12 protein-coding genes and 3 pseudogenes are annotated in these 12965 nt (G+C 67.2%); 10 read left to right on the plus strand and 5 right to left on the minus strand.

Annotated elements, in window-relative coordinates; genetic code table 11:
- Positions 1-248 (minus strand): annotated as a pseudogene (locus Q0863_RS15925) (IS91 family transposase); the annotation flags it as partial.
- Between the two features lie 70 nt (positions 249-318).
- Between Q0863_RS15925 and Q0863_RS15930 the strand changes: the two are divergent.
- Positions 319-882, plus strand: a pseudogene (locus tag Q0863_RS15930) (transposase); the annotation flags it as partial.
- Positions 883-1398: 516 nt separating this feature from the next.
- Here Q0863_RS15930 and Q0863_RS15935 read toward each other — a convergent pair.
- Together Q0863_RS15935 and Q0863_RS15940 are read right to left on the minus strand one after the other, a co-directional pair.
- Positions 1399-2175, minus strand: coding sequence for a hypothetical protein (locus Q0863_RS15935; RefSeq protein WP_298580728.1), 777 nt, complete (start codon positions 2173-2175; stop codon positions 1399-1401).
- Between the two features lie 49 nt (positions 2176-2224).
- Positions 2225-3136 carry a LysR substrate-binding domain-containing protein gene (locus Q0863_RS15940; RefSeq protein ID WP_019186266.1) on the minus strand — a complete coding sequence of 304 codons (912 nt, stop codon included), beginning with the start codon at positions 3134-3136 and terminating at the stop codon, positions 2225-2227.
- Between the two features lie 124 nt (positions 3137-3260).
- On the opposite strand from Q0863_RS15940, the gene Q0863_RS15945 reads away from it, so the two are divergent.
- The gene (locus Q0863_RS15945; RefSeq protein WP_019186267.1) at positions 3261-3971 is read left to right on the plus strand and encodes an NAD(P)H-dependent oxidoreductase; all 711 of its coding nucleotides are present in this window, start codon (positions 3261-3263) and stop codon (positions 3969-3971) included.
- Positions 3972-4007: 36 nt separating this feature from the next.
- On the opposite strand, the gene Q0863_RS15950 is transcribed toward Q0863_RS15945, so the two are convergent.
- Entirely contained in the window at positions 4008-4136 is a 129-nt protein-coding gene (locus tag Q0863_RS15950) for a hotdog domain-containing protein (protein ID WP_019186268.1), read from the minus strand.
- 195 nt (positions 4137-4331) lie between these two features.
- Here Q0863_RS15950 and Q0863_RS15955 point away from each other — a divergent pair.
- From Q0863_RS15955 to Q0863_RS15965, 3 genes and pseudogenes are all read left to right on the plus strand, one after another.
- A pseudogene (locus tag Q0863_RS15955) lies at positions 4332-4670 on the plus strand (hypothetical protein); the annotation flags it as partial.
- 108 nt (positions 4671-4778) lie between these two features.
- Positions 4779-6338 (plus strand): IS91 family transposase, encoded by a 1560-nt coding sequence (locus tag Q0863_RS15960; RefSeq protein WP_298580736.1) that lies wholly within the window; start codon positions 4779-4781, stop codon positions 6336-6338.
- Between the two features lie 242 nt (positions 6339-6580).
- Positions 6581-8326, plus strand: a complete 1746-nt coding sequence (locus Q0863_RS15965) for an alpha/beta-hydrolase family protein (protein WP_080114921.1) — start codon at positions 6581-6583, stop codon at positions 8324-8326.
- Positions 8327-8356: 30 nt separating this feature from the next.
- Here the strand turns inward: Q0863_RS15965 and Q0863_RS15970 are convergent, their stop codons facing one another.
- Positions 8357-8713: a hypothetical protein gene (locus Q0863_RS15970; RefSeq protein WP_237740360.1), complete on the minus strand. Its 357-nt coding sequence runs from the start codon at positions 8711-8713 to the stop codon at positions 8357-8359.
- Here Q0863_RS15970 and Q0863_RS15975 point away from each other — a divergent pair.
- The 5 genes from Q0863_RS15975 to rfbD all read left to right on the plus strand — a co-directional run bounded on the left by Q0863_RS15975 (position 8693) and on the right by rfbD (position 12944).
- Positions 8693-9103 carry a hypothetical protein gene (locus tag Q0863_RS15975; protein ID WP_298580741.1) on the plus strand — a complete coding sequence of 137 codons (411 nt, stop codon included), beginning with the start codon at positions 8693-8695 and terminating at the stop codon, positions 9101-9103. The two genes, Q0863_RS15970 and Q0863_RS15975, sit on opposite strands and share 21 nt — an antisense overlap.
- A gap of 466 nt (positions 9104-9569) precedes the next feature.
- The gene (rfbB, locus tag Q0863_RS15980; RefSeq protein WP_298580744.1) at positions 9570-10625 is read left to right on the plus strand and encodes a dTDP-glucose 4,6-dehydratase; all 1056 of its coding nucleotides are present in this window, start codon (positions 9570-9572) and stop codon (positions 10623-10625) included.
- Entirely contained in the window at positions 10622-11509 is an 888-nt protein-coding gene (rfbA, locus tag Q0863_RS15985) for a glucose-1-phosphate thymidylyltransferase RfbA (protein WP_298580747.1), read from the plus strand. Before rfbB ends, rfbA begins: the two co-directional genes overlap by 4 nt.
- A complete protein-coding gene (gene rfbC, locus Q0863_RS15990) occupies positions 11506-12063 on the plus strand; it encodes a dTDP-4-dehydrorhamnose 3,5-epimerase (RefSeq protein WP_298580750.1) in 558 nt (185 codons plus the stop codon). Before rfbA ends, rfbC begins: the two co-directional genes overlap by 4 nt.
- Entirely contained in the window at positions 12060-12944 is an 885-nt protein-coding gene (gene rfbD, locus Q0863_RS15995) for a dTDP-4-dehydrorhamnose reductase (protein ID WP_298580753.1), read from the plus strand. The genes rfbC and rfbD overlap by 4 nt, the downstream gene beginning before the upstream one ends.
- Positions 12945-12965 lie beyond the last annotated feature (21 nt).

Raw genomic sequence — 12965 nt, forward strand, 5'->3', positions numbered from 1 at the left:
AAGCCGTGCTCGAGCACGCCGCAGCGCAGGTAGGTCTCGAACTCCTCGCGCACATACTCGGGCAGCGGGCGGTCTTCGGCCTCAAGACGCGCGATGAAGTCCGGGTAGTGCGCCTGCACTAGCGCGTACAGCAGCGTGCGCTCGGGACGGTGAGGCGCATAGCGAGCCGTGGGCAGATGCGCTGCCGGCGACGTTGCGTGCGCCACGGCATCCTGCAGCTGCGACACGGTCGCGGCGAGGCGCGGCACGAAACACTCCGGTGCAGGGAATGGCTGCTCAGGCTTGCGCCCGCCCCGGCCGGTTCATATCGGCCTTTATGAGCTGCACCTCACACCGCTGGAGCTGATCGACCGCATTGCCGCGCTGGTTCCCCCGCCACGCACCCACCGGCACCGCTATTTTGGCGTGTTGGCACCCAACTCGCCGCTCAGGGCTGCGGTGACGGCGCTGGCGACACCGGCGCAAGCCGCTCCCGTGCTGGGCGCGTCGATCAGCACGGGGGAGTGCGCGCCTGGTGTGGTACCGATGAGCAGCGCGCTGCCATCCCAGAGCGAGCCGGTGCTGCCCAAGCGTGCAGCGCACTACCTGTGGGCGGTGCTGATCGCCCGCATCTACGAGGTGTTCCCCCTCTTGTGTCCGCTGTGTGGCGGGCAGATGCGCATCATCGCGTTCATTACGCACAGCGCTGACATCCGGCACATCCTGGACCACATCGGGGCAGATTCAGAGCCACCCCGCATCTCCCCGGCGCGCGGGCCACCGCTGTGGGATGACTGTAGTGATGCGCAGATGGATGACGGGGCGCAAACCGAGCCAGCAGACTGGGACCTAGCGGCGCAACCGGCACCGGACTTTGAGGTCGATCAGCGCATCAGTTGGTGAATGAACAAAGCGGCGATTTTGACTTGCCGCGAACTGGCTCTGCGCCCGGTACACGCCGAGCGCCGCAAATCACTCTCCTGAACGCCAAACCCTGGTGGTGAACCTGACACCTGGGCGGGAAAATCGAGTGTCTCAGCCGGCTTGATGGCGCTTCCGCGGTGCGATACTTGGCCTCATGCGGTTAAAACGCCTATCCGTTGCGGCTGCTGGGGCACCACGTCGTCCAGCACCCAACGCCAGGGCTGCCAGCGCGCGGCACTGCCGTGGTTGGGCACGCGGCGCATCAACACCGAGACCTGAACGCGCGGGCGGCCAACGCCATCGGCGGGTGTGCGAGGAAGTTCTGGTGAGGGGTTCACGCGGGCATTATCGGCCGCGGGGCCGCCATGCGCTTGGGGGTCACGCGGTGGCCCTTGGCCGCGCCAGCCAACGCCAAGGTCATCATGCGCCCAGGCACGGAAATGCGCCTACATCCATAGCTGACTGCGCTGGCGCACACTGCACCAGCGGCCGATTTCAATCCGATTCACGCAAGACCGACTGCGCATCGTCATCGTCCCGACCGGCCAGGGGTGTGGCGCGCGCCAGCGCCATCCAGGTCGCGAAGGGCAGGCGCTCCACGGGGCGGCGGGGCGCGGCGCGCAGCACCAGGCATCGATCGCCCGTCGCCACCATCACGCCGCATTCGGGCGGCACATCGTCGGCGCTGCCGATGGCGCGGCCACGCGCGTCCAGCCCCAGCACGTACCAGCAGGCGCCGCCCATGGCCAGGTAGGCGGCGCGCTTGTGCGGGCGCTTCAGGTCGGCCAGCAGGTCGGCGCGGCTGACCTTGATCTCGTGCACCACCGGGTCCAGGTAGGCCTCGACGCTGGTCAGACTCACGGAGAACAGGTCCGGGCAGGCCATGTGCCAGCGCACGGCAGGCGTTGCCGCGATGTCAGCGTCCTCCACATTCGCTTCCCATTTGATAGCTGCTTGCGCCCGGTTGGCGGGCGTTGGAGGCTGATTTGGCTCTGAATCCTCCGCCACCGGCAGCGGCACGCGCAGCGCCAGCCCACGCCAGGCGATGCGGCCTGCGCGCTGCTGGTCGAGCGCGACACGGCGCAACAGCGTCTCGTGCGCCGACAGCGCCGCGCGATGACCCGCCGTTGCGGCGCTCAGGGCGGCAATGCCGGCGTCGGTCACGCGCAGGGTCTCGCAACCGTCGGGCGTCGTGCGGCGTTCCAGCAAACCCGCCGCCAGCAGCTCGACCTCCAGCACGTCCTGGCACGGCCAGCCGGCCGAGCGGTACATCTGGCGCAGGCGCTGCAGGTGGCGGCGCGTGATCGGAGACGGCATCGCGTCAGGCATGGGGCATTGTGCGGCGCTCAGGCTCGGGTTCGTGCAGCAGCCAGTCACGCACGGCGCGCACCAGCGGGTCGCCTGCCCGCTGGACGGGGTAGACCAGGTGGAACGGCTGGCCCGGCAGCTCGGGCCCGAAGGGCTGCACCAGGGTGCCGCTGGCCAGCTCGGCGGTGATCAGCGCGCGCCCCATCAGCGCCACGCCCTGCCCGGCCAGCGCGGCGGTGACGGTGTGCGTCTCGTCCGAAAACACCGGGCCGGCCGACACGTCAAGCCCCGGCACACGCGCGCGGCGCTGCCACACAGCCCAATCGACGTCGAGGTCGAACACGCCCAGCGGCGCAAAGTGCAGCAGCGGGTGGCGCGGCAGGTCGGCGCGCCGCCGCAGGCCCAGCGCGGGGCTGCAGGCGGGCACGAACACGGTGTCGAACAGCTTTTCGGCCACCAGCCCCGGCCACTGGCCGCTGCCGTAGCGCACCGCCACGTCGGCCGTCACGCCATCCAGCGCCTCGGGCCGGTGCGACACATGAAAGCGCAGGTCCAGCTGCGGGTGGCGCTGGTGCAAGGCCTCGACGCGCGGCAGCAGCCAGCGCGCCACCACGGCCGGCGTGGCCGAGATGGTGACGGCCTGCCGCGCGGACGGCGCCCGCAGGCGGGCGACGGCCTCGGCCATGGCGTCGAACGAGGCGGTCAGCGCCTGCTGCAGCTCGCGCCCCGGCGCCGTCAGCACCAGCTGGCGCGGCGTGCGCACGAACAGCGCGGTGCCCAGCGCTTCCTCCAGCTGGCGCACCTGGTGGCTGATGGCGGTGGGCGTGACCGACAGCTCTTGCGCCGCCCGCTTGGCGCTGCGGTGCCGGGCGGCGGCTTCAAAGGCGCGCAGCGCCGACAGCGAAGGCAGAACCCGTGCGTTCATGGATGAATTTTTCTTTCCGTTTGGTGCCAAAAATCATCGTTTGTCCGGAAGCAGTGGCGCGCCTAGATTGCAGCCATCAGCGATTTTCAGCTGATTTTGATTCACTTACCGAAAGGACGCCACCATGACTCAGCTGCTCCATCTCGACGCCAGCGCCCGCCCCGGCCGCGCGGGCGAACACCCGCACGGATCGCACACGCGTGCCCTCACCCACCGCTTCGTCAGCCGCTGGGCGCGCGCCCGCCCGGGCGATGCCCTGACGTACCGCGACGTCGGCCTGCGCCCGCCCGCGCCGGTCAGCGGCGACTGGGTGCCCGCCGCCTTCGCGCCGCCCGCGCAACGCACGCCCGCGCAGCACGCCGTACTGGCCGAAAGCGACGCGTTGGTCGATGAGCTGCTGCGCGCCGACCTGCTGGTGCTGGGCGTGCCCATGTACAACTTCGGCCCGCCCTCGGGCTTCAAGGCCTGGCTGGACCAGATCGTGCGCATCGGCCGCACCTTCGACTACCAGCCCGAACGCGCCGACAGCCCCTACGTGCCGCTGCTGGCCGACCGGCCCCGGCGCGCGGTGCTGCTCAGCTCGCGCGGCGGCCTGGGCTACGAAGACGGCGGCGAGATGGCGGCGATGAACCACCTCGACCCGGCCGTGCGCACGGTGCTGGGCTTCCTCGGCATCACCGAGGTGCACGGTATCGCCATCGAAGGCGAGGAGCTGGGTGGCGAGGTGCTGGCCCGCTCCGTCGCACAGGCCATGGGTGCCGTGGATCGGCTGGTCGATCGGTGGTTGGCGGCCAATCACCCCCGCGCCGACGCGGTGCTGTGCGAGGCCGCATGAACCCTGGGCGGGCCGGGGCGCCTCGCCCTGGGGCGTTCAGTAGCGCCCGGGCGTCTTCAGCACCGCCATGGTCACGCGCGACACGCAGACCAGGCGGTCGGCCTCGTCGATGATGCGCACGTCCCACACGTGGCTGGAGCGGCCCAGGTGCAGCGGCCGCGCCACGCCGTAGACCCAGCCATCGGCGGCGGCGCGCAGGTGGTCTCCTCAGGGTTGACCACATAGGCCGAAGCCCATGAGGCCAGCGTTTCGGCAAACACCACCGACACGCCGCCGTGCAGCACGCCCGCAGGCTGGCGCGTGCGCGCATCGACCGGCATGCGGCCCCTCAAATAGTCGTCGCCTCCAGCATCTCGATGCAAGGTCAAGAAAGGCCTGTTCCCCTGGGCCGCCTCCGGCCGTGCCATTGCCAACGGGCGCGACGAAGGCTTCACCAAGCTGCTGTTCGACGACAGCCCCGAAGCAGGATCAGGAGACGGCCATGCTGGCCGGGGCCACGGCAAGATCTTGGGCGGTGGCATGGTCGGCACCCACGCGGGCGACATGATCGGAGAGATCGCGCTGGCTATCGAGATGGGTGCCGACGCAGTGGACATCGGCAAGACCATCCACCCGCATCCAACCCTTGGCGAATCCATTGGCATGGCGGCGGAAGTGGCGCATGGCAGCTGCACGGATGTGCCGCCTGCGCGCAAGTAAGTCCGCAGCCAAGCTACCCTGCCAAGGCCCGAACTGGCGACGGTTCGGGCCTTGTGCTTTGCGTACCCAAACAATCGCCGCAGAATACTGTGCATTTGTACAGTATTCATGTCAGCCAATTCCAAGCCCAAGCTCTACAACCCACGCCACCCCGAACGCACGCTGCTCTACCAAACGGTAGCCGAGCACTACGAGACCTGGCTAGAGTTGGCCAGCGCGGGTCAGTTCGACGGCCAGGGCGACCACCACACCCCCAAGCCCTTCGTGCGCAAAGCGTTTGCCAAGTATCTTGAGTGCGGCATCTTTGCCCATGGCTTTGCCCGCGCTCGCTGCGGCGACTGTGGGCACGACTACTTTGTAGCCTTCTCCTGCAAAGGCCGGGGAGTCTGCCCCTCGTGCACCACGCGGCGGATGGTGGAGACGGCGGCACACCTGAGCGACCACGTTTTCCCCCGCCTGCCGGTGCGCCAGTGGGTGCTCTCCGTGCCCAAGAGGTTGCGGTACTTCATGCAACGCGACGGAGCGGTGCTGAGCATGGTGCTGCGCATCTTTCTGCGGGTGATCGCACAAACTCTGCAGACCCACAGCCCCGGTGCGGCCCATATGGACAAGGCAGGCCTGCACATCGGTGCCATCGCCTTCATTCACCGATTCGGCTCCAGCCTCAATGAACACGTCCACTTCCACGTTTGTGTGGTGGACGGGGTGTTTGAGGAAGTGGAGGGCGAGGGCGATGCTGATGCGACCCCTCGAATCTCATCGCCGGGTGTCATCTTTCACGCGGCCACCGGCATCGATGCGGCTACCGTGGCCCCAGTGCAGACCACACTGCAAAAACGCATCCTGCGCGCCTTCGTTGCTCGGGGCCCGCTGGAGAACTGTGACGCCAAAGACATGCTGGGCTACAAACACAGCGGCTTCTCGGTGGATGCGGGGGTGTGCATCGAAGCCCACGACCGCGCTGCGCTGGAGCGGCTGCTGCGCTATTGCGCGCGTCCACCGTTTTCCATGGAGCGCCTACGCAAAGAGGGAAGCAAACTGGTGTACCGCTGCGGCAAGCAGCGCAGCGAGCTCACCAGTGACAAGCGCGGTGCCAAGGTTGATGAGCTGCACCTCACACCGCTGGAGCTGATCGACCGCATTGCCGCGCTGGTTCCCCCGCCACGCACCCACCGGCACCGCTATTTTGGCGTGTTGGCACCCAACTCGCCGCTCAGGGCTGCGGTGACGGCGCTGGCGACACCGGCGCAAGCCGCTCCCGTGCTGGGCGCGTCGATCAGCACGGGGGAGTGCGCGCCTGGTGTGGTACCGATGAGCAGCGCGCTGCCATCCCAGAGCGAGCCGGTGCTGCCCAAGCGTGCAGCGCACTACCTGTGGGCGGTGCTGATCGCCCGCATCTACGAGGTGTTCCCCCTCTTGTGTCCGCTGTGTGGCGGGCAGATGCGCATCATCGCGTTCATTACGCACAGCGCTGACATCCGGCACATCCTGGACCACATCGGGGCAGATTCAGAGCCACCCCGCATCTCCCCGGCGCGCGGGCCACCGCTGTGGGATGACTGTAGTGATGCGCAGATGGATGACGGGGCGCAAACCGAGCCAGCAGACTGGGACCTAGCGGCGCAACCGGCACCGGACTTTGAGGTCGATCAGCGCATCAGTTGGTGAATGAACAAAGCGGCGATTTTGACTTGCCGCGAACTGGCTCTGCGCCCGGTACACGCCGAGCGCCGCAAATCACTCTCCTGAACGCCAAACCCTGGTGGTGAACCTGACACCTGGGCGGGAAAATCGAGTGTCTCAGCCGGCTTGATGGCGCTTCCGCGGTGCGATACTTGGCCTCATGCGGTTAAAACGCCTATCCGTGTCCGGCATATTGGCCCAAGGGGACCACTCGCAGGGGATACTTGATGCGACAGGACGACGACGCTGCACTCGCTTCCGGTACTACATCCGATGGCTGGTTCACCCGGCTCCGGCGTTCGCTGCTGGCGCGCCTTGGCAATACCGGGCTCGTGCTGGGGACGTTGTTCTTCGCCGCCTCGCTCACGCCCAGCCTCACGCCACGGATCACGGTCGCGCAGGCGGTGCTGTCGGGCATGTGCCTGGCCGCCGGCTACGGCCTGGGCGTGCTGCTGCGCTGGCTGTGGGGATACCTGGAGCTGCCGCTCCCCGGGTCGGCGGGACAGCCGCGTCGCCGCCGTATCGCGGTCGTCGCCTGCGCGGTCATCGCCGCGCTCGCGCTTTGGCGCAGCCAGCATTGGGAAAACATCGTCCGCGAACTGATGCACCTGGCTCCCGCCGGTCCATCGCGCATCCTGGGCGTACTCGCGGGTGCGGCGGTCGTGGCGCTGCTGCTGGTCGTGCTGGGCCGCATCGCGCTGATGATCATCAAGGCGGTGATGCGCCTGGTCACCCGCAAGGTGCCGCGACGGATCGCGCACGTGGTCGGTGCGATCGCCGGCGTGCTGCTGCTGGTGGGCCTGGTCAACGGCGTGATCCTGTCCTCGTTGCTGGACACCCTGGACGCCTCCTATCGCCAGGCCGATGCACTGATCCCGCCCGACATGCCGCCGCCGACCGAATGGGACAGCCCCGGCAGCGCGCAGTCGCTAGTGGCCTGGAACCAGCTCGGGCGCATGGGCCGGCGCTACGTCGATGCCCGCCCCACCGCCGACGAACTCGCCGCCTACGCCGGTCCCGGCGCCAAGGCGCCGCTGCGCGTGTACGCGGGCCTGCCCACCGGCGACACGCCCGAAGAGCGCGCCCAGCTGGCGCTGGAAGAACTCAAGCGCGTCGGCGGCTTCGAGCGCAAGGCGCTGATCATCATCACTCCGACCGGCACCGGTTGGGTCGACCCGTCCGGCATCGACGGCATCGAATATCTCTACCGCGGCGATGTGGCCAGCGTCGCGGTGCAGTACTCGTACCTGTCCAGTCCGCTGACGCTGTTCCTGGATCCGGACACAGGCGGGGTCACCGCGCGCGCACTGTTCCGCGAGGTCTACGGCTACTGGCGCACGCTGCCGCCCGAGCGGCGGCCGAAGCTGTACCTGCACGGCCTGAGCCTGGGCGCGCTCAATTCGGAACGCTCGTTCGAGATGTTCGAGCTGCTCGGCGAACCATTCGATGGCGCGGTCTGGAGCGGACCTCCGTTCGCCGCCAGCAAGTGGGCCGGGCTGACCCGCTCGCGCAATCCCGGTTCGCCGGTGTGGCTGCCGCAGTTCCAGGACGGCTCGTTCGTCCGCTTCATGAACCAGGACGGCAGCTCCACCCCGCCCGGCACGCCGTGGGGCCCGATGCGCGTGGTCTACCTGCAGTACGGCAGCGACGCGGTGACGTTCTTCGACCGTCACGGCTTCTTCCGCGAACCGGAACTGCTCGATGCCCCGCGCCCGCCGGACGTATCCCCGGCGATGCGCTGGTATCCGGTCGTGACGATGATGCAGATGGCAATGGATACTTCGCTGTCGATGAGCGCACCAATGGGTTTCGGCCACGTCTACGCGCCATCGCACTACATCAACGCCTGGCTGGAAGTCACCGGCATCGACGACTGGTCGCCCGAAGACGTGGCCCGCCTGCAGCGCCACCTGGATGAGCGCCGGGCCGAAGAGCTGTCCAAGGATGGCGGCGAGGAGACCGTGGACGGCTGAACGTCGACGGTCTTGCGTGGACCGGCACCCTCAGTACATCCCGACCATGTTGAGGAACCAGCCCTCGTGGTCGTAGTCGAAATCGGTCAGGTCGTCGCTGAACTCGGTGAAGTTGTAGCCGGCGCCGATGCGGAAGTTCTTGCCGATGTCGCGGTCCAGTCCGACCAGCCAGCCCTGCCGCGTGCCGCCGGCCTGCACGTCCAGCCAGCGGTATTCGGCCAGCGCGTGCCAGGCGTAGACCACCTCGTAGCGCAGCTGTAGCGCGGCGAAGTCGGTGGCCGAGTCGAACCACGGCCCGCTGCCGCGTCCGTAGCGCACCTCGCCCTCGCGCCGGGCGAGCTTGCCGGCCACTTCCCAATGCTGGTCGTGGCGGTAGACGCCTTCCACCGACAGCACCTGGGTTTTCTGGTCGTAGTCCTGCTCGCGCTGGCCCTCATCGGCTTCGTGGCCGATAGGCTCAATGCCTTCAAGCTAGCCTACCTGCACGTGATGCGCGCCGATTTCCTCGGCGTGCAGAAGGCCGATGTCATGCCCGTAGCGCGTGAAAAGTACAAGGGTGTGTTGGTGGGCAATATGGGTTACAGCGCTGATGAGGCAGAGGCAGCTATTGCCGAAGGTAAGCTTGACGCTGTGGCCTTTGGCACCGCCTTCCTGGCTAACCCGGACCTGCCCGCACGCATCAGGGCCAAGGCACCGCTGAACGCGCCTGACTCCAACACGTTCTACGCAGGTGGCGCCAAGGGCTATACAGACTATCCGACACTGCAGGTCGCGTAAATCACCGCCCCAGAAGACCGAAGAAAGGCGTCACCCTGCTTGAGGATCGAGACGATCTGGGTCTCGCTGAACTTCGACTTCTTCATGGAACCTCCTGGCTCAAAAGATGCCAGAAAGCTCTACTTCTCGGGTGTGCGGAATCAGGGGGAGCTTACGGAACCCTCGCCGGAACAATCGACAGGAGCTATCGACACGGCAATCGCGGGGTGTTTCTCAACAGCCTGCTAGAGTCGTTCTGAAGGGCTGGCAGGAAGTGGTGAGAAAACACGCTAAAATCGTTCGCTGCGGCTGCGTTCTCTACAAGTAGCGGCCAACTAGTCGATCAAGGAGTAGGCCCTTGCCAAGAGAATGTCAACAAGATCAGATGGTTGGGGCGCAGTCCGGCGTCCTTGGGAGCACACCTATGTGTGCACAACCGTTCTGATCCGCGTTGCGTTCCTTGCCAAACCGAACATCAGGAGGTTTCGTGCCAACCTGGCTAGTGACCGGCGGTGCCGGTTTCATCGGCGGCAATTTCGTGCGCGACGCCGTGTCGCGCGGCATTCGCGTCGTCAATCTCGACGCTCTCACCTATGCGGGCAACCTTGACACGCTCAAGGACCTGGGCGGCAACCCCGACCACGTTTTCGTGCACGGCGACATCGGTGATCGCCAAGCGGTGTCGGGCCTGCTTGCCGAGCACCGGCCCGACGCGGTGGTGAACTTCGCCGCCGAAAGCCACGTCGACCGTTCGATCGATGGCCCGGCCGCCTTCATCCAGACCAATGTGGTCGGGACGCTGGCCCTGCTCGAAGCCACGCGGGACTACTGGAAATCGCTGGAGCGCGAGGCGCGAGAGGCATTCCGCTTCCTGCACGTGTCCACCGACGAGGTCTACGGCACGCTGGGCGAGACGGGCCTGTTCACCGAGACCACGCCATATGCGCCCAACTCTCCGTACTCGGCGTCGAAGGCGGCCTCCGACCACCTCGTGCGCGCGTTCCACCACACCTACGGCCTGCCGGTACTGACCACCAACTGCTCGAACAACTACGGGCCCTACCATTTCCCTGAAAAGCTGGTCCCGCTGGTGATCGCCAAGGCCCTGGCCGGGGAGCCGCTGCCAGTGTACGGCGACGGCAAGCAGGTGCGCGACTGGCTGTTCGTCACCGACCATTGCGATGCGATCCGCACCGTGCTGGCCAAGGGACGGCTGGGGGAGACCTACAACGTTGGCGGCAATTCGGAGAAGCAGAACATCGAGGTGGTCAAGGCGATCTGCGCCCTGCTCGACGAGCGCCGCCCGCGTCCGGACGGCCAGCCGCGCGAGTCCCAGATCACCTTCGTCGCCGACCGTCCGGGCCATGACCGCCGCTACGCGATCGACGCGAGCAAGCTGCGCGAAGAGCTGGGTTGGGAACCGCGCTATACGTTCGAGCGCGGCCTGGCCGAGACGGTCGACTGGTACCTGGCCAACCAGGCCTGGGTCGAGCGTGTGCTCGACGGCAGCTACCGCCTGGAGCGGATCGGGGCGGCGGCATGAGCGCGCGCAAGGGCATCATCCTTGCCGGCGGCTCGGGAACCCGCCTGTATCCGATCACCCAGGCCATCAGCAAGCAGCTGCTGCCGGTCTACGACAAGCCGATGATCTACTACCCGCTCAGCGTGCTGATGCTGGCGGGCATCCGCGAAGTGCTGATCATCAATACCCCGCACGAGCAGGCGTTGTTCCAGGCGTTGCTGGGCGACGGTTCGCAGTGGGGCATGCGCATCGAGTACGCGGTGCAACCGAGCCCGGACGGTCTGGCGCAAGCCTTCCTGATCGGCCGCGATTTCCTCGCCGGCGCGCCAAGCTGTCTGGTGCTTGGCGACAACATCTTCCACGGCCCCGGCCTGACCACGATGCTCAAGCGTGCCGATGCGCGCGAGACCGGCGCCACGGTGTTCGGGTATTGGGTCTCGGATCCCGAGCGCTACGGCGTGGCCGAGTTCGATGAGGTCGGCCGCGTCATCGGGCTGGAGGAAAAGCCAACCAAGCCGCGGTCGAACTACGCCGTGACCGGGCTGTACTTCTACGACGCGCGCGCCAGCGATTTCGCCGCCGCGCTCAAGCCCTCGCCGCGCGGCGAACTCGAGATCACCGACCTCAACCGCTGCTACCTCGACCAGGGCGAACTGCACCTGGAGCGGCTGGGGCGCGGCTATGCCTGGCTCGACACCGGCACCCACCAGTCGCTCCTCGAGGCCTCGAACTACATCGAGACCATCGAGGCCCGCCAAGGGCTGCGGGTTTGCTGTCCCGAGGAAATCGCCTGGAACAACGGCTGGATCGACGAGGCGAAACTCGAGGCGCTGGCTGTCCCCTTGGCCAAGAACGGCTATGGACGTTACCTGCTGAGCCTGGGCGAACGCGGATACGTGCCATGAAGCTGATCGAGACCGACCTGCCAGGCTGCGTCGTCGTCGAACCTCAGGTGTTCGGCGACGAGCGCGGGTTCTTTTTCGAGTCGTTCAACCGCGACAAGCTGGCCGCACACGGCCTCGCCCCGCAGTTCGTACAGGGCAACGTGTCGTCGTCGGCACGAGGCGTCCTGCGCGGACTGCATTACCAGTGGCCCAATCCGCAGGGCAAGTATGTCTCGGTGCTGGAGGGAGAGGTCTGGGATGTCGCGGTAGACATCCGTCGCGGCTCGCCGCAGTTCGGTCGCTGGACCGCAGTGTTGCTGAGTGGAGAAAACCGCCGCCACTTCTGGATCCCGGAAGGCTTCGCGCATGGGTTCGTGACGCTCAGCGAGCGCGCCGTGTTCACCTACCTGTGCACCGCCACCTACGATCCTGCGGCCGATGCGAACATCCGCTGGAACGACGCCGACCTGGCCATCGACTGGCCGATCGCGGATCCGCAGCTCTCGCCGAAAGATGCGAATGCGCCGTTTCTGGCGGACGTGGCGCAGGACCGCTTGCCCATATACGCGCCATGAAGATCCTGTTGCTGGGCGCCAATGGACAGGTTGGCCATGAACTGCGTCGCGCGCTTGCGCCGCTCGGCGAGCTGGTGTGCACCACCCGGAGCGGTTGCCTGGAAGACGGCAGCGCCTGCGAGGTCGCAGATTTCGACGTGCCGGACTCGCTGCCCGCGCTAGTCGAGCGGACCGGTCCCGACATCGTGGTTAACGCCGCTGCCTATACCGCCGTGGACCGCGCCGAGTCCGAGCGCGACGCCGCCTTCCGGGCCAATGCGCACGCGCCTGGCGCGCTTGCGCAAGCCTGCGTGCAGCGCGACGCGCTGCTGGTGCATTACTCCACCGACTACGTGTTCGACGGTACCGGCTCGCGCCCATACCGCGAGGATGACCCGGTTGCACCGTTGGGAGTGTACGGCGAAAGCAAGCTCGCCGGCGAGCAGGCCATCCAGGCCAGCGGCGCGCGGCACATGATCTTCCGCACCGCCTGGGTCTATGCCGATCGCGGCAGAAATTTCATGCTCACCATGCTGCGCCTGGCGCGCGAGCGCGATGAACTGCGCGTGGTCGCCGACCAGACCGGCACCCCGACGCCGGCCTCGCTGATTGCCGACACCACGGCGGAGATCCTGGCCCGCCCATTCCTTCGGTCAGGGTTGTGGCACCTGACGGCGGAAGGCGGGACCACCTGGCATGGCTTCGCCGCGGCCATCGTCGCGCGTGCGCAGTCGCTTGGGCGAATCGACCGCGTGCCGCGCACCGTGCCGATCGCAACGGGCGACTATCCCACGATCGCCCGCAGGCCCGCGTACTCGAGGCTGGATTGCAGCAAGCTCGAGCACGACTTTGGGATTGAGCTGCCACCCTGGGAAGCAGCCCTCGACTCCGTTCTGGTGTAGGGTGCCGGTGGGCGCGGGGGC

Origin of the sequence: uncultured Luteimonas sp. (assembly GCF_947492465.1) — a bacterium.
Classification (GTDB): Bacteria; Pseudomonadota; Gammaproteobacteria; order Xanthomonadales; family Xanthomonadaceae; genus Luteimonas.

What these genes read in the sequence shown, in the direction of transcription:
- Q0863_RS15960 (WP_298580736.1), top strand. Translation starts at nt 4,779, where the DNA reads ATGTCAGCCAATTCCAAGCCCAAGCTCTACAACCCACGCCACCCCGAA.
- Q0863_RS15945 (WP_019186267.1), top strand. Translation starts at nt 3,261, where the DNA reads ATGACTCAGCTGCTCCATCTCGACGCCAGCGCCCGCCCCGGCCGCGCG.
- rfbC (WP_298580750.1), top strand. Translation starts at nt 11,506, where the DNA reads ATGAAGCTGATCGAGACCGACCTGCCAGGCTGCGTCGTCGTCGAACCT.
- Q0863_RS15965 (WP_080114921.1), top strand. Translation starts at nt 6,581, where the DNA reads ATGCGACAGGACGACGACGCTGCACTCGCTTCCGGTACTACATCCGAT.
- Q0863_RS15940 (WP_019186266.1), bottom strand. Translation starts at nt 3,136, where the DNA reads ATGAACGCACGGGTTCTGCCTTCGCTGTCGGCGCTGCGCGCCTTTGAA.
- rfbD (WP_298580753.1), top strand. Translation starts at nt 12,060, where the DNA reads ATGAAGATCCTGTTGCTGGGCGCCAATGGACAGGTTGGCCATGAACTG.
- Q0863_RS15935 (WP_298580728.1), bottom strand. Translation starts at nt 2,175, where the DNA reads ATGTACCGCTCGGCCGGCTGGCCGTGCCAGGACGTGCTGGAGGTCGAG.
- rfbA (WP_298580747.1), top strand. Translation starts at nt 10,622, where the DNA reads ATGAGCGCGCGCAAGGGCATCATCCTTGCCGGCGGCTCGGGAACCCGC.